15 protein-coding genes are annotated in these 19598 nt (G+C 64.9%); 10 read left to right on the top strand and 5 right to left on the bottom strand.

Annotated features, from left to right (window positions below; all coding sequences use genetic code 11):
- The first annotated feature begins 511 nt into the window (after positions 1–511).
- From GJV18_RS14135 to GJV18_RS14115, 5 genes are all read left to right on the top strand, one after another.
- Complete coding sequence (locus GJV18_RS14135; RefSeq protein ID WP_160346674.1) at positions 512–1264, top strand: helix-turn-helix transcriptional regulator; 753 nt, start codon at positions 512–514, stop codon at positions 1262–1264.
- Between the two features lie 179 nt (positions 1265–1443).
- Positions 1444–2121, top strand: coding sequence for a methylamine utilization protein (locus tag GJV18_RS14130; RefSeq protein WP_233280179.1), 678 nt, complete (start codon positions 1444–1446; stop codon positions 2119–2121).
- Complete coding sequence (locus tag GJV18_RS14125; RefSeq protein WP_160346672.1) at positions 2108–4447, top strand: putative bifunctional diguanylate cyclase/phosphodiesterase; 2340 nt, start codon at positions 2108–2110, stop codon at positions 4445–4447. The genes GJV18_RS14130 and GJV18_RS14125 overlap by 14 nt, the downstream gene beginning before the upstream one ends.
- Entirely contained in the window at positions 4447–5295 is an 849-nt protein-coding gene (locus GJV18_RS14120) for a DUF3034 family protein (protein ID WP_160346989.1), read from the top strand. Before GJV18_RS14125 ends, GJV18_RS14120 begins: the two co-directional genes overlap by 1 nt.
- A gap of 2 nt (positions 5296–5297) precedes the next feature.
- Positions 5298–5717: a group I truncated hemoglobin gene (locus GJV18_RS14115; RefSeq protein WP_160346670.1), complete on the top strand. Its 420-nt coding sequence runs from the start codon at positions 5298–5300 to the stop codon at positions 5715–5717.
- A gap of 86 nt (positions 5718–5803) precedes the next feature.
- Here GJV18_RS14115 and GJV18_RS14110 read toward each other — a convergent pair whose 3' ends face one another.
- Together GJV18_RS14110 and GJV18_RS14105 are read right to left on the bottom strand one after the other, a co-directional pair.
- Complete coding sequence (locus GJV18_RS14110; RefSeq protein ID WP_160346669.1) at positions 5804–6019, bottom strand: hypothetical protein; 216 nt, start codon at positions 6017–6019, stop codon at positions 5804–5806.
- Positions 6020–6088: 69 nt separating this feature from the next.
- Complete coding sequence (locus GJV18_RS14105) at positions 6089–6949, bottom strand: HDOD domain-containing protein (protein WP_233280178.1); 861 nt, start codon at positions 6947–6949, stop codon at positions 6089–6091.
- 332 nt (positions 6950–7281) lie between these two features.
- Between GJV18_RS14105 and putA the strand changes: the two genes are divergently transcribed.
- From putA to GJV18_RS14080, 5 genes are all read left to right on the top strand, one after another.
- Positions 7282–10458, top strand: coding sequence for a bifunctional proline dehydrogenase/L-glutamate gamma-semialdehyde dehydrogenase PutA (putA, locus tag GJV18_RS14100; protein WP_160346667.1), 3177 nt, complete (start codon positions 7282–7284; stop codon positions 10456–10458).
- A gap of 187 nt (positions 10459–10645) precedes the next feature.
- Positions 10646–12130 (top strand): sodium/proline symporter PutP, encoded by a 1485-nt coding sequence (putP, locus tag GJV18_RS14095; protein WP_160346665.1) that lies wholly within the window; start codon positions 10646–10648, stop codon positions 12128–12130.
- Between the two features lie 884 nt (positions 12131–13014).
- On the top strand, positions 13015–13254 hold the full coding sequence (locus tag GJV18_RS14090; RefSeq protein WP_160346663.1) for a VF530 family protein: 240 nt from the start codon (positions 13015–13017) through the stop codon (positions 13252–13254).
- A gap of 39 nt (positions 13255–13293) precedes the next feature.
- Positions 13294–13773, top strand: coding sequence for a hypothetical protein (locus tag GJV18_RS14085; RefSeq protein WP_160346661.1), 480 nt, complete (start codon positions 13294–13296; stop codon positions 13771–13773).
- Entirely contained in the window at positions 13770–15116 is a 1347-nt protein-coding gene (locus GJV18_RS14080; RefSeq protein WP_160346659.1) for a GAF domain-containing protein, read from the top strand. Before GJV18_RS14085 ends, GJV18_RS14080 begins: the two co-directional genes overlap by 4 nt.
- Here the strand turns inward: GJV18_RS14080 and GJV18_RS14075 are convergent, their stop codons facing one another.
- From GJV18_RS14075 to GJV18_RS14065, 3 genes are all read right to left on the bottom strand, one after another.
- Positions 15117–15488 carry a hypothetical protein gene (locus GJV18_RS14075; protein ID WP_160346657.1) on the bottom strand — a complete coding sequence of 124 codons (372 nt, stop codon included), beginning with the start codon at positions 15486–15488 and terminating at the stop codon, positions 15117–15119.
- A gap of 128 nt (positions 15489–15616) precedes the next feature.
- Positions 15617–16345, bottom strand: coding sequence for a glutathione S-transferase family protein (locus GJV18_RS14070; RefSeq protein ID WP_218572113.1), 729 nt, complete (start codon positions 16343–16345; stop codon positions 15617–15619).
- A 105-nt stretch (positions 16346–16450) separates the two neighbouring features.
- Complete coding sequence (locus GJV18_RS14065) at positions 16451–19597, bottom strand: efflux RND transporter permease subunit (protein ID WP_160346655.1); 3147 nt, start codon at positions 19595–19597, stop codon at positions 16451–16453.
- Position 19598: the final 1 nt, after the last annotated feature.

The following is a 19598-nucleotide window of genomic DNA, read 5'->3' as shown; positions in this document are numbered from 1 at the left end:
CTCCACCTGCTGGCCCTGGTTCTGGCTGCGTTGTTCGGCGTCAGCAGCCATGGTTACCAGGGCCTGGCCGGCGAACTGCACCTCGCTGCGCAGGCGTTCGGCACTGCGCTGTTGCTGGCTGTGCTGGAGAATCAGGTCGTGCAGATCCGGGGCGCCGTCGGCGCCCAACTGAACCAGCCCGTGCTGCAGTTGTTGCAGTTGACGCTGCTGGCGCTGGTGCTGCCACTGATAGCTCAGCAGGCCGCCCAGCAACGCCAGCAGAGCCGGCCAGGGCTGGTCGTGCAGGGCCAGCGCCATGCTGGCCAGCCAGCAGGCAATCACCAGCCAGAATAAGCCCTGGGGACGAAGTGCGGGGGCGCTGGAATGGGCGCTGGACATGGGCAGAGGCTCCCTGAAGCGGAAAGGCATAAGCCACTGGTAGCAAGATACTGGCCAGCCACTGGTCGGTGAGGGTGACGAGCGGGGGCGCAACTGGTTAAAGTTCCACCATCGCCTCCGGATTGCCCCTGTCATGTTCAAAGCGCGCCTGCTGCGTCTCGATGATCAAGCCCACGAGCACACCCATGACCACCATCAACTGGTGTTGTCCCTGGCTGGGCGGGCGGAGTTCGAGGTCAACGGGCGCGGCGGCGAGGTGTGCCGCATGCGCGCCTGCCTGGTGCCGGGGGATGCCGATCATCAGTTCGCCGGCATGGGCGACAACCGCATGCTGATCATCGACCTGGACGAGCAGGGCACCCCGGATGCGGACCTGGCCCTGTTGACCCATCTGTTCGAGACGCCACGTTACCCGCAGCTGGATGCCGACTTTCAGAACCTGCTCAGTTATGCCGGCGCCGAGCTGGAACGCTACGGTTCCGACCCCATGCTGGCGCGCTCCCTGGGCGGCGTGCTGCTGCGCGCCCTGCACCTGCGCCTGTTCGGCGAGCAGACCGGACGCACGCCGGGGCCGCTGGATATGGAGCGCATCGACCGTTATATCCTCGAACACCTGGCGCGGCGCATCAGCGTCGCCGAACTGGCCCAGGAAGCCTGCCTGAGCCCCAGTCACTTCCACGCCCAGTTCAAGGACAGCGTGGGCCTGACGCCCCATCAGTACCTGCTGAAAACCCGCCTGGATCGCGCCGCCCGGTTGCTGCGCGAAAGCCCTCTGCCGCTGGTGCGCATCGCCGAAGAATGCGGCTTTTCCAGCCAGAGCGCCCTGACCACCGCCATGCGTCGCTACCTGGGGCTGACCCCCAAGCGCCTGCGCGGTGCCGAGTAAAACGCCGTAACACAAACCTTCCCCCGGAAAAGCCCGTACATCGTACTTGTGTCCTTGTGCTGCTGCTTTGCGGATGACCTGAGGCCTTGGCCCGACTAAGCTGCATGGCACCGGCGCATGAAGTGGTGAGGGCATGCTGTCTGTTGCTGCCCTGCCTGCGTCCCCTATGAGTACCTTTTATGAGCATGTCTGTTTTCCGAGCGCTGTGGCTGGGGCTGCTGGTTCTCGCCGCTCCTTCACTCTGGGCCGCCAGCCTGCAGGCCGAGCTGGTCGACAGTGCCGGTCAACCCTTGGGCAGTGCCGTGATCAGCCTGCAGGGGCCCTTGGGTGAGGCGCCCCAGGCCGCGCCCGGGTTGATGGATCAGCGCGCTCAGCAGTTTGTGCCCCATGTACTGGCGGTGCGCACCGGCACGGCGGTGAGCTTCCCCAACAGCGACGATATCCGCCATCACGTCTACTCCTTCTCGCCGGCCAAGCGTTTCGAGTTGCGCCTGTACAAGGGCACGCCCAGCGCGCCGGTGCTGTTCGATACGCCCGGGGTGGTGGTGCTGGGCTGCAATATCCATGACTGGATGCTGGGCTATGTGTATGTCACCGACGATCCCTGGTTTGCCGTCAGTGACGAGCAGGGCCGGGTACAGCTCGATGCGCTGCCGCCCGGACGCTATCGGGTCAGCCTCTGGCACCCGAAGTTGGCGGATATGTTGAGCCAGCCCGGTGGAGAGCTGCAGCTGGGCGAGGGGCTCAGTACACAGCGCTATAGCCTGGCCGTGCAAGCGGCTGTGGCGGCGCCGGGCAGCGCCCCGAAGAGCAGCTTTGGCGATGCCTTCAAGCAGGCCCGTGATGCTGCGCAATAGTTTCCAGACACGCATCGCCAGTGTGCTGGTGCTGTTGCTGCTGGTGGTGATCGCCGCGTTGTATGTGGCCGTGCAGACCGCCACCAGCGCCGCGGTGCGGGCTCAGGCGCGCGAGCAGCTGGAGGTCGGCAGCCTGGTGTTCCAGCAGTTGCTGGAGGTGCGCGGACGCCAGTTGCACGATGCGGTGCAGGTGCTGGCCGCGGATTTCGGCTTCAAGGAGGCGCTGGCCAGCGACGATCGCGACACCATCCGCTCGGCCCTGGCCAACCACGGCGCGCGGATCAATGCCGCCGCGGTGATGATGCTCGACCTCGATGGCAGCCTGGAGGTCAGCACCGAGCCGCAGATCAGCGGGGCCATAGCCCAGCGCCTGAGTGAGCAGGTGATGCAGCGCCAGCGCGAAGGCGTGACGATTTTTCTGATGCCCATTGCCGAGCGCATCTACCTGCTGGTGCAGACCAGCGTCAATGCGCCGCTGCCGATTGCCCGGGTGATGATGGGCTTTGTCGTGGATCAGGCCTTTGCCGCAGAGCTGCGCGAACTGACCCACCTGGATCTGACCCTGGTGGCCAGCCAGCAGGGCCAGGCGGATATCTGGATCAGCACCCTGAGCGAGCCCCAGCGCCTGCAGTTGCAGGCCTCTCTGTCTTCAGCCACCTTCGATCAGGTGCAGCGTCTGGCCGAGCAGCAGTACCTGGGCCTGCAGCTCTCCCTGGCCGAAGGTGAAGGCTTTGCTGTCCAGGCCTTGCTGCACAAATCCCTGACCCAGGCCGAGCAGGCCTTTGCCGGGCTGGATCGCGATATCCTGCTGATTGCCCTGGCGGCCCTGCTCGCCTCCCTGGGTGGTGCGCTGCTGCTGGCGCGCAATGTGTCGCAGCCGGTCCAGCAACTGGCGGCCGTGGCCGAGCGGGTAGGGCAGGGGGATTATCAGGTGGCCATTGCCATGCAGCGCAGTGACGAGCTGGGCAGCCTGGCCAAGGCCCTGCAGAGCATGCAGACGGGTATCGCCGAACGCGAGCGGCAGCTGGCCCACAACGCCTTGCACGACGCGCTCACCGGTCTGCCCAATCGCACCCTGGCCCTGGAACGTCTGGGTAGCGCCATCACCGCCGGGCGTCGCACCGCGTTGCTGCATCTCGGCATTGGTAACTTCCGCGCGGTCAACGACAGCCTCGGCCAGGAAGGCGGCGATCTGGCCCTGCAGCAACTGGGCCGGCGCCTGCAGGCGGCGCTGCGGCCGGGTGACAGCCTGGCACGGCTGATCGCCGATGAGTTCCTCCTGCAATTGGATAACTGCGACAGTGACAGCGCCGTGGCCATTGCCGACAAACTTCAGCAACTGTTGCTCAAGCCACTGCATATCGGCACCCAGGACGTGATCCTGGACTGCCGCTTCGGCATCGCCGCCTTCCCCGGCGATGGTGACAACCCCGAAGACCTGCTGCGCCGGGCCGGTATCGCCATGCAGGACGCCGCTCAGCAGCCGGGTCGCATGCAGCTGTATCAGCGTGGCCGCGACGATGCCCGACAACGGCAGATGCTGCTGATCCGCGACCTGCGCCGCGCCCCGGAAAGTGGCGAGTTGCTGCTGCACTACCAGCCCAAACTGGATATTGCCAGCGGCCGGGTACGCCAGGCCGAGGCCCTGCTGCGCTGGCAGCACCCGCAGCTGGGCATGGTCTCGCCGGGGGAATTTATCCCCCTGGCCGAACACACCGGCAGCATTCAGGCGCTCACCGCCTGGGTGATCGAAGAGGTGATGCGCCAGCTGGCCGAGTGGGCCGAGCGGGATCTGCGAGTGCAGGTGTCGCTGAATATCTCCACCGCCGACCTGATCGACCCGCAGCTGCCGCAACGGGTGGCGCAGCTGCTGGGGCAATACCAGGTGCCGGCTGAGCAGCTGATCTTTGAAGTCACCGAAAGCGGGGTGATGCTCAACCCCAAGCTGGCCCTGCAGGTGCTGCAGGATCTGCGGGCATCCGGCATCGGCCTGTCGGTGGATGATTTCGGCACTGGCTACTCCTCCCTGACCCAGCTCAAGCGCATGCCCGTGCAGGAGCTGAAGATCGACCAGTCGTTTATCCGCGAACTGGACGAAGCCAGTGAAGACGCGGTCATCGTGCGCTCCACCATCGACATGAGTCACAGCCTGGGCCTCAAGGTGGTGGCCGAGGGGGTCGAGTACGAGCGCAGCCTGAGTCTGCTGCAGCATTGGCAATGCGACACCGCCCAGGGCTATCTGATCAGTCGGCCCCTGGCGGCCCAGGCCTTCGAAAGCTGGCTGGGGCAATACCACGAGGCTGCCAACCGCGAGGTGCACTCATGATGCGAATGCTCAGTCTGCTGGGCCTGGGTCTGTTCTCCTGCCTGAGCCTGGCCGATGGCCGCCTGTTGGCCACAGGGGGCGCCAGCAGTCTCGAGGGTGCAGCCGGCGGCGGCATCACACCCTGGGCGGTGCTGTCCGGCTATGGCGAGCGCGGCGAGTGGGGCGCGGATGTCTTCGCCACCCGGGTCGAGACTGGCGACTATCGCCTGGATGTGGCCGGGGTCGCCGCCTCCTTCGATAACCGCATCGAACTGTCCTATGCCCGCCAGCGCTTCGACCTAGGCAACCTGGCGCGCAATCTGAACCTGCCGGAAAACAGCCTGAGCCAGGATATCTTCGGCCTCAAGCTGCGCCTGTTTGGCGACCTGATCTACGACCGCCTGCCGCAGGTATCTTTGGGCCTGCAGCACAAGCGTCAGCGCGACTTCCTGATTCCCAGTCTGGTAGGGGCGCAGCGCCGCAAGGATACCGAGGGCTATCTGAGCGCCAGCCGGCTGATCCTCGGTGGCGCCTTCGGCTACAACCTGCTGCTCAACGGCGGCCTGCGCTACAGCCGGGCCAACGAGCTGGGTCTGCTGGGGTTTGGCGGTGATCGCCGCGATCGCCACTCGGTGCTCAAGGAAGGTTCAATCGCCGTATTGTTCAACCCGCACTGGGCCCTGGGCGTGGAGTACCGGGAGAAACCGGACAACCTGAGCTTTGCCGGGGAAAGCGACTGGGCCGACCTGTTTGTCGGCTATTTCCCCAACAAGCACCTGGCCGTGGTGCTGGCCTATGCCCGCCTGGGTGAAATCGCCAGCCTGGAGAATCAGGATGGGGTTTATCTATCCATTCAGGGGAGCTTCTAGGTATGCGTCTACCGATCATTGCCCTGCTGCTGGCCCTGAGCGCCTGCGCCCAGCAACCGCCCCGGGACGACAGCCTGTACCGCGCCCTGGGCGATCAGGCCGGCATCGAAGCGGTGGTCGAAGGCATGTTGCTGAAGATCGCTGCCGATCCGCGCATCGTTCACCACTTCGAGGACGTCGATATCCAGCGCCTGCGCGACAAGCTGGTGGAGCAGTTCTGCATGGAGGCGGGCGGGCCCTGCACCTACAGCGGCGACAGCATGGAGGAGAGCCACACCGGCCTTAACCTGACCCCCAGCGACTTCAACGCCCTGGTGGAAAATCTGCAGGCGGCGATGACCGAACAGGGCATCGCCATCCCCGCGCAGAACCGCCTGCTGGCCAGGTTGGCGCCCATGCGCGGGCAGATTATCGATCGCTGAGAACCTGCCTGCGATCTGCTGCGTGTCGGCCCTGCAGCGTCAAAAACGGGCGCTAGCGCGAGCTTAAACAGGCCCAAGGGGGCTGTTCAGGCGCGCTTGAGTTCCTGGCCGGCAATTTCCTCGCGGGCATTGCGCAGTTGGGCGGCGTCCAGGTTCATGCGGTGGATCACGTTAAGCAGCTGCTGCTTGAGCAGTTCATCGCCGATGCGCTCGGCGGCGCGCATCACGGCGATGGCGGCGGATTCGTGGTTGGCGGCAATCATGTCCAGGGTCTTGCACAGGTGGCGGGTCGAACGGCTCACGGCGCGCTCCTCGATCAATAGTGGGCGCACTCTAGGCCAGTTGTATTGCGCTTTGATGGCAGCGCACCGTTAGCGCAGGCTTTCGGCAATGGCCTGGATATCGCCGCGGTGGCTGATCACCAGGCTGAGTTCGCCGTTCTCGCCGATAAAGTCCTGAGGCGGGAGGATCTTCTGGTAAGCGGCCAGTTCCTGCAGCGGTGGCAGTGGGCTGTCCACATGGCGCTCCTTGAGGGCGTGATACAGCGCCAGATTGACCAGATCGAGCAGATCCAGGCGCTGGTTGCGGCTGAAATGCCAGTGGCCGGTTTCGCGGATCACCTCGATATATTCACTGTCCACCGCCCATTTCTTCAGCACGATCACACTCAGTGGCTTGCTGTATTCGCGGCACAGCTTGTAGTAGAGCTCACTGGAGGGAATTACCGCCTCGTCCTTGAAGGCCGAGAGCACCGCCAGGGTGCCCACCTCGCTGAGCAGGCTGGCCAGCAAGGCATGCTCGGGGGTGATACGGCTGAGCAGGCGGGCGAGCATGGCGCAGGTACTGGCCTTGATCACCAGGCGGCCCCAGGCCTCGACGAACAGCTGCTTGTGCGCCGGGCTGTGCAGGGTGAACAGGCTTTTGATGCTGTGGGCCATGGTGATGCGATCCACCTCGCGCATGCCCAGGAGCTGAATCACCTCGTGCAGGCTCTGTGGCTGGCGGCTTTGCCGGTACAGGGCGCTGCAGGCGTGCTTCATCAGCAGTGCGGCCAGGCCCGGATCGCGGCTGATCAGGTGCACCAGGCTGCCGATGCTGGTCTGGGTATCGCTCAGGGCGCGGCGAATATCCAGGGTAATGGAGGGCAGGCTGGGTAGCTGCTCCTCACCCTGCATCAGCTGCGACACCACCCGCCGGTAGATGGAGTAGTCGGACACTTCCTGGCTCAGCATGCCTGCGCTCCTGCATCGCGCCCTTGCATCGATAAGGCCAGTCTAGGTGGCGCCCTGGCGCTTTGCCGGTGCGGCCCGGTTGTGGCGATCAGTGGTGGCCTCATGCCGGCAGGCGGGGCAGGGTCGATTCAAACAGCTGTTCGCCAATAGTTCCCGGTGCTGGAGTTTTTTGCAAAAACTCCAGAGTTTTCAGCAAGAAGCTGTCATGGCTCTGCCACTAAATTCCGTCATCCACTGGCGTGCTGCGCAATCTTTTGCCCAATTAACATTGGTAAGACCAGCGTGGCTGCGCTAGACCCATAACAAACAGTCTCCACAAGAGGATGGGCGTGATGTTCAAAGCCAGTCACGTCTTGCAGGACGAGTTCCTTGACCGGATCTCGGCCGCCAAGGCCGCCGATTTTTTCCCTGTCATCAGCGCCAACTACAGCGTTGACGAGGCAGCCTATCTTACTGAGCTCCTTGAGCTCGCCGACCCCGGTGAGACCGGCATCGAGGCTATCCGCCGCAATGCCCGTACCCTGATTCAGGATGTACGTAGCCGGGACAATGCCGTCGATACCCTCGACGCACTTCTTCGTCAGTACAGCCTCGACACCCAGGAAGGGCTGATGCTCATGTGCCTGGCCGAGGCTCTGCTGCGTGTACCCGACGCCGCCACCGCCGATGCGCTGATCCGCGACAAACTGTCTGCCGCCGAGTGGGAGCGTCACCTCGGCCAGAGTGACAGCGTGCTGGTCAATTTCGCCGCCTGGGGCCTGGTGATGACCGGCAAGGTGGTGGACCCGCAGACCACCGACGGCCGGCCGAAAAACGTGCTGGGCAAGCTGATCCAGCGTTCCGGCGAGCCGGTGATCCGCGCCGCCATGAACCAGGCCATGAAGCTGATGGGCAAGCAGTTCGTGCTGGGCCGCAATATCGGCGAGGCGCTGAAAAACGGCCGTGGCGAGCGCGAGAAGGGCTACACCTATTCCTTCGATATGCTCGGCGAGGCGGCCCTGACCGCAGACGATGCGGCCAAGTACATGGCCGATTACCGCAAGGCTATCCAGACCGTGGGCGCCGAGCCCCAGGTGGGCAACGGGCCCAAGCCGTCCATTTCGATCAAGCTGTCGGCCCTGCACCCGCGCTATGAAGTGGCCCAGCGCGAGCGTGTGTTGACCGAACTGTTCGCAAGCGTACGTGAGCTGGCAGTCCTGGCCCGTAGCCTGAACGTGGGCATCTCGGTGGACGCCGAGGAGGCCGACCGCCTGGAACTGTCCCTGGAGCTCTATGAAAAACTGATGCGCGATCCGGCCCTGAAGGGCTGGGGCGAGTTCGGCCTGGTGGTGCAGGCCTACTCCAAACGCTGCCTGCCGGTGCTGGTGTGGCTGACCCTGCTGGGCAAGGAGCTGGGCGAGAAGATGCCGCTGCGCCTGGTCAAGGGCGCCTACTGGGACACCGAGATCAAGCAGTGCCAGGTCCAGGGCCTGGACGGCTATCCGGTATTTACCCGCAAGGAAGGCACCGACACCTCCTACCTGGCCTGCGCGAGGTTCCTGCTCTCGGAGTTCACCCGTGGGGTGATCTACCCGCAGTTCGCCAGCCATAACGCTCACACCGTCAGCTGCATCCTGGCCATTGCCGCGGAGCAGAAGCAGCCCCGCGAGTTCGAGTTCCAGCGCCTGCATGGCATGGGCGATGCGCTGTACGACACGGTGCTGGAGAAGCACGGCAAGACCGTACGCATCTACGCCCCGGTCGGTGCGCACAAGGATTTGCTGCCCTATCTGGTGCGGCGTCTGCTGGAAAACGGCGCCAACTCCTCCTTTGTTCACCAGCTGGTGGACCCGAGTGTGCCGGTGGAGTCCCTTCTCGATCACCCGGTGACGCAACTGCGCAAGTTCAAGACGCTCGGCAATGACAAAATCTCCCTTCCGCCGGCGTTGTTCGGCAACGCGCGGAAAAATTCCCAAGGCCTCAATATGAATATCCAGAATTCCTGGGCCGAGCTGGAGCTCGCCTACACCCCGCACCTCAACCGTCAGTGGCAAGCCGCGCCGGTGATCAATGGCCAGCGTCTGAGCGGCACCACGACTGCGGTGTTCTGCCCCTATGACCTGAGCAAGCAGGTGGGCAGCGCCGAGTTCGCCACGGCTGCCCAGGCTGCCCAGGCGCTGGATGGGCTGCAGGCCGCCTGGCCGCGCTGGAATGCCACCGCCATCGAGGAACGGGCCGCGATTCTTGATCGCCTGGCCGACCTGCTGGAAGTCAACCGCGCCGAGCTGATGGCGCTGTGCACCGTGGAAGCCGGCAAGTCGATGCAGGATGGCATCGACGAAGTGCGCGAGGCGGTGGACTTCTGCCGTTACTACGCCCAGCAGGCGCGCCTGCGTCTGGGCCGTGAAGAGCTGGTCGGCCCTACCGGCGAGCGTAACGAGCTGTTCCATGAAGGCCGCGGTATCTTCGTCTGCGTCAGCCCGTGGAACTTCCCCCTGGCCATCTACCTGGGCCAGATCACTGCCGCCCTGGTGGCCGGCAACTGCGTACTGGCCAAGCCGGCCGAGCAGACCAGCCTGATCGCTGCCCGCGCCCTGGAGCTGATGTTCGAGGCCGGCCTGCCGAATGATGTGATTGCCTTCCTGCCGGGCGACGGCGCTACCCTGGGCGGCGTGTTCTGCCGCGATGCCCGCGTCGCCGGCGTGTGCTTTACCGGCTCCACCGACACCGCCCGCATCATCAACCGCCAGCTGGCCGAGAAAGACGGCCCGATCGCCGCGCTGATCGCCGAAACCGGCGGGCAGAACGCCATGATTGTCGACAGCACCGCGCTGCCCGAGCAGGTGGTCAAGGATGCCGTGCAGTCCGCCTTCACCAGCGCCGGCCAGCGTTGCTCGGCCCTGCGCGTGCTCTATGTGCAGAGCGATATTGCCGAGCGGGTGATCGACCTGCTCAAGGGCGCCATGGCCGAGCTCAAGGTCGGCCCGACCCACCTGCGCGAGAGCGATGTGGGCCCGGTGATCGACGCCGAGGCCCGCGAAGGCCTGCTGGCGCATATCCAGCAGCTCAAGAACGAAGGCAAGCTGATCGCCGAAGCGCGTCTGCCGGAAGGCCTCAATGGCCACTTCGTGGCGCCGGTGGCCTTCGAGATCGGCGGTATCCATGAGCTCAAGAAAGAGAACTTCGGCCCCATCCTCCACGTGGTGCGTTTCGAGGCCAGCGAACTGGAGCAGGTAGTCGCCGCGATCAACGGCACCGGCTTCGGCCTGACCCTCGGCGTGCACAGCCGCAACGAGGAAACCGCGCGGCGCATCGAGGCCCTGGCGCGGGTCGGCAACCTCTATGTCAACCGCAACCAGATCGGTGCCGTGGTCGGCGTGCAGCCCTTCGGCGGCTGCGGCCTGTCCGGCACCGGGCCCAAGGCCGGTGGCCCGAGCTACCTGCTGCGCTTTGCCAACGAGCGCACCACCTCGGTCAACACCACCGCAGTGGGCGGCAACGCCTCGCTGCTGTCGCTGGGCGACGAATAAGCGCCGTGCCCGGGCCTGGGGGCCGGGCACGCGTTGCCAGTAGAACAGGGGTGGGCCATAAGCCTGCTCCGCCGCACACCGGGCAAACCTTGCGTGTCCGGTGTTGCGGTTTCAGAAAGAGACCGCCTACCGCGGTCGTATCAAACCCAAGTCACGGCCTGAGCCGTGCCAACACGAGAACAACAAGATGAACGAGCAAAACGTTTTTGTTGTAGGGGTGACCTTCGTGGTCTACCTGGTCCTGATGCTCTGGCTGGGCCTGGTGGCCTACAAGCGCACCAGCAACCTGTCCGACTATATCCTCGGCGGCCGTTCCATCGGCCCGACCACCGCGGCCCTCTCCGCCGGTGCCTCGGATATGAGCGGCTGGCTGCTCCTGGGCCTGCCGGGCTATGCCCTGGTGGCCGGTTTCGAAGCCACCTGGATCGCCGTCGGCCTGCTGGCCGGTACCTGGCTCAACTGGCTGTTCGTGGCCCAGCGTCTGCGGATCTACTCGCACTCGGCGAATGACTCGGTGACCATGCCGTCCTACTTCGAGAACCGCTTTAACGACAAATCCCGCGCTCTGCGGGTGGTGTCGGCGCTGATCATCCTGACCTTCTTCCTGTTCTATACCAGTTCTGGTCTGGTGGCTTCTGGCAAGCTGTTCGAAACCGTATTCGGCTTTGACTATCAGATCGCTGTCGTGATCGGTACCCTGGCCGTGGTCTCCTACACCCTGTTCGGTGGTTTCCTCGCCGTGGCCTGGACCGACGTGGTGCAGGGCCTGCTGATGGCTGCTGCCCTGGTGCTGGTGCCGGTGTTTGCCCTGAATGCCGTAGGCGGCGTCGAGGCTGCGCATCTGGCCATCCAGGCCAAGAACCCGGAACTGCTGACCTTCTTCAATGACGCCAAGGGCCAGCCCCTGGGCATCATCGCCATCCTGTCCCTGCTGGGCTGGGGCCTGGGCTACTTCGGTCAGCCGCATATCCTGGCGCGCTTCAAGGCCATCTCCGACGACAAGGACATGCCCACTGCCCGCCGTATCGCGGTCAGCTGGACTGCCCTGACCCTGTTTGCAGCCCTGGCCATCGGTTGGGTCGCAGTAGGCTATCTGGAAACCGATCTGGCCGACGCCGAAACCGTCTTCATGGTGCTGGTCAACAGCCTGTTCCATCCGGTGGTAGCCGGTATCCTGATGGCCGCCGTACTGGCCGCGATCATGTCCACCGCCGACTCGCAGCTGCTGGTCAGCTCCTCGGCCCTGGCCGAAGACTTCTACAAGGCCATTCTGAAGAAGGATGCCGGTGATCAGGAGCTGGTGTGGATCGGTCGTGGCGCCGTGGTGCTGATTGCCATCATCGCCCTGGTGCTGGCCATGAACCCGGACAACACCGTACTGGGCCTGGTGTCCTACGCCTGGGCCGGCTTCGGCGCCGCCTTCGGCCCGGCCATCCTGCTGTCGCTGTACTGGAAGCGCATGAACCGCAACGGCGCCCTGGCCGGCATCCTCCTCGGTGGTATCACCGTGGTGGTGTGGAAGCAGCTGTCCGGCGGCATCTTCGACCTGTACGAGATCATCCCCGGCTTTATCCTGGCGACCCTGGCCATCGTTATCGTCAGCCTGATGACCAAGGAGCCGGAAGCGGCCCTGCAGCAGCAGTTCGACGAGGTCGAGCGCAAGCTGGCCTAAGCAGTAGATACAGCCTGCCTGTGGCTGGTCGTCCGCAGGCCGGTCATGCCGGGGTGGATTCTTATGCTGAGCGCCGCCCCGGCAGCTCCCCCGACGACCCGATAGTGCTTCGCCGGCCCACAGCCTTGCTGTTGGGCCGGTTTTTTTTGAGGCCTTTCATGGGTTAATGCGCAGGGCCAATTGATACCGGACTGGCAAGTTTGTGTGCGGCGCCGCTCATGTCGTGGCATGGCCGATTGTCGCGTGTGCAGGGCGTTTTGGTTGCGCCCCTCACGGGTGCGTTACTTGATTCGCTGCGCTCGGCCTCCTGACGGGACCGGGCCGCGAGCTTGCAAGATTTTCTCCAACACACACAGAGTGGTGTCTGTAGTTTTTGCTTTTGCTCTTTAACTGCAATGGCACAGGCGACGCCCAAGTCCCCATCAGGAGGCCGAGTGGAATCGCTGTGGAAGGGGTTGAGCGGCATGGATGCCGCGAGAGCCGCGATGGGCCAGGGATGGCCCTTCGCGGCGTGCCCCTGGAGCGGTGATGGAGCGAGGGAACCCGGAGCGAAGCGCAGGGCCGGATGGCGGGGTGTGTTTCTTTGCTTACTTTCTTTGCACAAGCAAAAGCTACGAAGCGAAGCGGAGTAACAGCCGCAGGCTGGCCCGCAGGGTGAGCGCAGCGAATCAAGTGAGTCGCCCGTAAGGGGCGAAACCCATCAGATCAGACGACGCGATAATGGATAGTGCCCAGTCATCGGCCACACACACTTAGTTGCCAGTCCGGTATCAAACGCATCCTTCCTGCATGGCTGGATTCTGGCACCGCTGTCTGCCCATGCTTCCCCTGCCAGGCCAGCTTGGCTAAGGTGGCGCCTCTTTCTTTCGCGACATAGGCCTGCCATGAGCCCAACCCCAGCCAACCCCCTGCACGGCATGACCCTGGAAGCCATACTCACTGCCCTGGTCGAGCACTATGGCTGGGACGGTCTGGCCCAGCGCATCGACATTCGCTGTTTCAAGAGTGACCCCAGCATCAAGTCCAGTCTGACCTTTCTGCGCCGCACCCCCTGGGCGCGGGAGAAGGTCGAGGCGCTCTATGTGCGTAGCCTTGGGCGCAGCGGCTTTGCAGGCGGGGCGTAAGGCGGCAAGATTAGTGCTGGCAGTGGCTGACGGGGCGGCATGATGCTGGACGCGGAGCAGATCGACTTTATCCAGAGCGGGGTGTCCATTGCCGTGGCGTCCCGCGATGTGCGCCTGGTGCCGTCGGTGAGCAAGGCCGTGGGTTGTCGGGTGGCGGCTGATGGCCGCCAGGTCACCCTGTTGCTCGATGCCGGTCAGTCCCAGCAGTTGCTGCGCGATGTGGCCGAGTGCGGTGAACTGGCCGTGGTGTTCTGCCGGCCCAGCAGTCACCGCACCCTGCAGCTCAAGGGCCATGATGCCTGCCTGGTTGAGCTTGCGCCCGGCGATGTCGAGCGAGCCAGCGTCCATGTCCAGGCTTTCGCCGAGGATCTGCTGCCCCTGGGCTATGCCGAGCCCTTTGCCCGTGCCACCCATGGTTTTTGCACCGAGCAGCTGTGTGCCCTGCGCTTTACCCTGAGCGACCTGTTCGATCAGACCCCCGGCCCCCGCGCGGGGCAGCGTCTGGAGCCCCAGGCATGAACCGGCGGCCGACCCTGGACAGCATCCGTCCCTGCCTGGAAGGCGCGGTGCCGGCGGCGGTGGCCACCTGCGATGCCCAGGGCATACCCAACGTCACCCTGGTCAGCCAGGTGCATTACGTGGATCCGGGCCATGTGGCGCTGTCCTTCCAGTTCTTCAACAAGACCCGCGAGAACATCCTGGCCAATCCCCAGGCCACGGTTTTTCTGCTGCATCCGCAGAGCAGCGCGCGCTATCGTCTGGCGTTGCTGTATCGGCGCACGGAAACCAGCGGCCCGCTGTTCGAGAGCATGAAGGCCAAGCTCGCCGGCATCGCCTCCAATGCCGGCATGAGCGAGGTGTTTCGGCTGCAGGGCGCGGATATCTATCAGGTGCTGGCCGTCGATTATGTGCCCGGGGCAGAGGTGCCGGTCAGTCAGGAGGGAGCCTGTCATATCGCTCGCCTGCGTCAGCTGAGTGAGCGCCTGGCGACCTGCGCCGAGCTGGCCGGACTGCTGGAACAGTGTCTGCAAGGGCTGGCTGCACAGCTGAACATGCCCCAGGCCATGATCCTGCTGCTCGACCCGACTGCAGAGAAGCTCTACACCGTGGCCAGCCATGGCTATGCGCAGTCCGGGGTGGGGTCCGAGTTCCCCGTTGGACGCGGCATCATCGGCATGGCGGCGCAGTGCCGCACGCCCATCCGCATCGCCCACCTGGCCTCGGAGTATGCCTATCGACGGGTGATTCACGAGCACCTGGCTGCAGCCGATGGTAGCGCGCTGGAAACCGAAATCGCCTTTCCCGGTCTGGACGAGCCCCACAGCCAGCTGTCGGTGCCGATCCTGGCCGGAGCGCGCCTGCTCGGGGTGCTGCATGTGGAAAGTGCCCAGCCCCATCGCTTCGGCTATGACGAGGAAGATGCCCTGATGCTGCTGGCGGCTCAGCTCGGGGCCTCGATCCTGGCCCTGCAGCAACTGGCCGAGGATACGCCGGAGCCGGTCGAGGAGGGTGCGGCTCCGCTCGTGCCGCCGGGACCGCCGCTGCAGGTGCGCTACTACCCGGTCAACAGCAGTCTGTTTGTCGATGACGACTACCTGATCAAGGGCGTGGCCGGGGCCATCTTCTGGCGGTTGCTCAATCTGTATCAGCAGGGCCGGCGCGAGTTCAGCAATCGTGAGCTGCGCCTGGATCCGACCCTGCGCTTGCCGGAGCTGGACGACAATCTGGAGGCCCGGCTGATTCTGCTGCAGCGTCGTCTGGCCGAGCGCAGTACCGATATTGAGCTGCACAAGTGTGGGCGCGGACGCCTGCGTCTGCAGCTCAACCGGGCGGTTGTGCTGCAGCAGGTGGAGGCGGGCTGATCAGGCGCGGCGCCAGAACAGGTTGCCGGCAAACAGCAGCACGGCCAGCAGTAGCACCATGGCGGCGACACCCAGCACCGGGCCGGCCTGGAGCGTGCCGGTGATCTTCATGGCCAGGGCCACCATCATCACCGGCAGGGCCAGGTTGTGCAGCCAGAACTGCAGGCTGGCCAGGCGGCTGGCGGCGGCGCGGGGGAAGTAGTGGTAGATGATGCCCACCAGGCTCAGGGTGACCCAGCCCAGCAGGTTGAGGTGGGCATGCACGCTCATCATCCGGTGGTCGCCGCTGGCCCCCATAAATACGCCCAGGCCAACGGCCAGGCAGAAGTACACAACGGCGACATAGATCCAGCGGCGGGACAGGGCATTCATGGTGGGGCTCCTTGAGGTAAAGGCCCGGTGCTACCGGGCCGTGACAGGGGCTCCATCCTAGGTGGGCGCTGTTCGGCGCGTTGCGAAATAGACCCTAGGCAAATCCTAAAAATCTACTAAAGCGGCTGTCAGCGATCCGCGGCATAGCGGCGCAGCACCCATTGTCCGGCGGGGTGGGCGTGCAGTTCGTCGAGAAAGGCCTGGGTCTTGCCATCGTGCCCGGCGATACCCGCCCAGGGCGTTCCGGCCGGGGTGAACAGCGGGGCGAACAGGGCAGCGGCGCTGATATCGGCCAGGCTCAACTGCTCACCGACCAGATAGCGCGACGGGTCGCCCTGGATGCGTGACTCGATCAGGGCCAGGCCTTCCAGCAGTTCGGCCTGGGACTGGGCGACCCGCTGCGGGGTGACGCCATAGAGCTTTTGCACGCCGTTGATCAGCACCGGCTTCATCAGATCGCGCAGGCCCAGCAGGGGGCGATAGACCTTGAGCATGGCGTGCATCACCGACTCCCAGTCCTTGATCTGGCCATACAGCCAGCGTCGCACATGCACGCCGAGGCGGTCGAAGCGTTCCTCCAGCTCCAGCACCTGCTGGCGTTCTTTGGCATCGGTAGGTAGCAGCGGCTTGTCGGGGTAGTGCTGTTCCAGATACAGGGCAATCTGGGTCGAATCGCCGATGCTCTGGTCACCGTCCTGCAGGATGGGCAGGGTACGGATGCCCGCCAGCCGTTGGCTCTTGAAACGGTGCAGGCCGGGGAAGAGGTTGTCGACCCGGTACTCCAGACCCTTGTGCTCCAGGTGCCAGCGGGTCTTTTCGCAGTAATGGGAAATCGGAAACTGGTACAGGGTGCGCATGGCGTGCTCCTCGCTGATGATGGCGCGAGTGTACGCAGCTTGGGCCTGACCACCCAGTCGCCCGGCACCGCCCCGACTTTGGCTGGGGCGGCGCCAGGTTAGCGTTCACGGCACCCGCTGCAGCTCGACCTTCTGTTTGGCGCTGGCCAGCAGATGCTCGGGTAGGTCCAGCAGGTCGTCGTCGAAGGTTTCCAGCGGCGGCGGGCGTCGCTCGAAGCGCGAGCCGAGCACCAGCAGGCAGGGGGTCAGCAGCAGGGTCAGCACGGTGGCAAAACTCAAGCCGCCGGCGATGGCGCTGGACAGCTGGGTCCACCACTGGGTCGAGGGCGCGCCGATGCCCAGGCTCGGGGTGAGCAGGTCGACGTTGACGCTCAGCACCATGGGCATCAGCCCCAGCACCGTGGTCACCGCGGTGAGCAGCACCGGGCGCAGGCGCAGGCTGCCGGTTTCCAGGGCGGCCTGGTAGGGTTCCAGGCCCTGGCGACGCAGCTGGTTGTAGGTGTCGATGAGGATGATGTTGTTGTTCACCACGATGCCGGCCAGGGCGATCAGGCCCATGCCGACCATGACGATGCCGAACGACTGGCCGTTGACCAGCAGCCCGGTCAGCACCCCGGCAGTGGACAGGACGATGGCCGAGAGCACCAGCATGGCCTGGTAGATGCTGTTGAACTGGGTCACCAGGATGATAAACATCAGGAAGATCGCCACACCGAAGGCGGTCATCAGGAAGGTGGCGGCCTCGCGCTGGTCGGCATCCTCGCCGGCAAACTTCAGCTGCACGTCGCTGGGCAGTTCCTTGAGGCTGCCGCGCAGGGCCAGCAGACGCTCGTCCAGGCGCGCGCCTTCGGCCAGGTCAGCCTGCAGGGTGATGGTGCGATCGCCGTCGACCCGGCGCAGGGTGCCGACCTTGGGCGCCGGCTCCAGGCTGACAAAGTTGCTCAGCGGCACCTGGCCCGCTGCGGTGCTCAGGGTCAGGCGGCCGAGCTGGTCGAGGGAGCGCCAGTTGGCCGGCAGGCGCACGCGGATATCCACCTCGTCGGTGGCATCTTCCGGGCGGTAGGTGGCCAGTTTCAGGCCGTTGGTGATCATCTGCACCGCGTTGCCCACGCTCAGCACGTCGGCGCCGAAGCGCGCGGCGGCCTCGCGGTCGACCTTGATCCGCCATTCGATGCCGGGCAGGGCGCGGTCGTCTTCGATGTCCTTGAAACCGCCGAGTGTGGTCATCTCGCCACGGATGCGCTCGACCCACAGCTCGGCCTGGGCCGGGTCGAGGGCACTGATCTGCAGCTTGACCGGCTTGCCGCCGCTGGGGCCCTGCTCCTGCTTGCGGAACTCCAGCACGATGCCGGGGATATCGGCGGTGCGTGCACTCATGTCTTCGAGGATTCGATTGGCCGGGCGCCGCTCATGCCATTCGACGAACTGGAACTGCAGGGTGCCGATCACGTCGGCGCCCAGCTGGCCGTCGGGCTGGGCCAGGGAGCGGGCGTACAGGGCCTTGACTTCGCTCATGCCGAGCAGGCGTTTTTCCACCTGCTGCAGCAGCACATCCTTCTCCTGCACCGACAGATCGCCCCGGGCGCGCAGCCAGATCTGCGCACTTTCCGGCTCCACATCGGGGAAGAATTCCACGCCATGGTTAAAGCGGCCGTAGGCGGTGTAGATCAGCGCGATCAGCGCCAGCATGCCGAGCAGGGTCAGGCCCGGACGCTTGAGCAGGCGGGCGAGCAGGCGGCGATAGGCGCTGCCGGCACGGCTGGTATGGCTGGGCAGCGGTTTGGCGCTGCCGCCGGTCACGGCGCCCAGCACCGGCAGAAACACCAGGGCCATGGCCAGGGAGGCCAGCAGGCAGAGAATCACCGTGGCCGGCAGGTATTTCATAAACTGCCCGACTACCCCGGGCCAGAACAGCAGCGGCAGGAACACCACCAGGGTGGTGGCGGTGGAAGCGATCACCGGCCAGGCCATCCGCGTGGCGGCATTGGCCCAGGCCTGGCGGGGCGTCTGGCCCTGATGCAGGTAGCGGTCGGCCAGCTCGGAGACGACGATGGCACCGTCCACCAGCATGCCGGCCACCAGAATCAGGCTGAACAGCACGACGATATTGAGGGTGAAACCTAGCATCCAGATCATCAGGATGCCGGCCAGAAAGGCCCCGGGGATGGTCAGGCCCACCAGCAGCGCCGAGCGCAGGCCCATGCTCGCCACCACCAGGATCAGCACCAGGGCGATGGCGGTCATCACGTTGTTGAGCAGGTCGCCAAGCATGTTCTTGACCTCCTGCGACTGATCCATGATGTAGCTGACTTCCAGCCCTTCCGGCAGCAGGGGCTGGGCCTGCTGCATCAGCGCCTTGACCTGCTCGATGGTCTCGATGATGTTGGCGCCGCTGCGCTTGGACACTTCCAGCACCACCGCCGGCTGGCCATTGATGCGGGCAAAGCCGGTGGGGTCCTTAAAGGTGCGGTGGATGGTGGCCACATCGCCGAAGGTCACCACGCTGTTGCCCACCACCTTGATCGGCATGCTCAGCACGTCTTCGAGGTTTTCGATCACCCCGGGCACCTTCATGCTCATGCGCCCGGCGCCGGTGTCCAGGCTGCCGGCGGCGACCAGGCGGTTGTTGCGGCTGACCAGGGTAAACAGCTCATTGTAGTCGATGCCGTAGCTGTCCAGCACCTGCGGATCGACGACGATCTCCAGCAGGTCTTCGCGGTCGCCACCGATCTCCACCGACAGCACCTCGGCGATGCCCTCGATGTTGTCCTTCAGGCGCCGGGCGATATACACCAGCTCGGTTTCGGCAATCGGCCCGGACAGGCCCACCGAGAGCACCGGGAACAGCGCCACGTTGACCTCGTTGACGCTCGGCTCGTCGGCCTCCTCGGGCAGTTTGCTGCGGGCGGTGTCGACCTTCTCGCGCACATCGGCCAGGGCCTGCTTGGCGTCAAAGCCGGCGTCGAACTCCAGGGTCACCGAGGCGTGGCCTTCGCTGGCCATGGAGCGCATTTCCTTGATCCCTTCCAGGCTGCGCAGCTCCTGCTCCAGGGGGCGTACCAGCAGGCGTTCGGCGTCTTCCGGGCTGATGCCTTCCAGGCTCACCGAGACGTAGATGATGGGGATGCTGACATCCGGGTTGGCTTCCTTGGGGATGGCCAGATAGGCCCCCAGGCCGCCGATGATCAGAAAGGCCAGCACCAGCAGGCTGGTACGGCTGCGATCCAGGGCGGCGGCGATCAGGCTATGCATC

The sequence above is a fragment of the Pseudomonas xionganensis genome, assembly GCF_009763245.1.
GTDB lineage: Bacteria > Pseudomonadota > Gammaproteobacteria > Pseudomonadales > Pseudomonadaceae > Aquipseudomonas > Aquipseudomonas xionganensis.
This window is presented reverse-complemented; position numbering and strand designations above follow the sequence as displayed.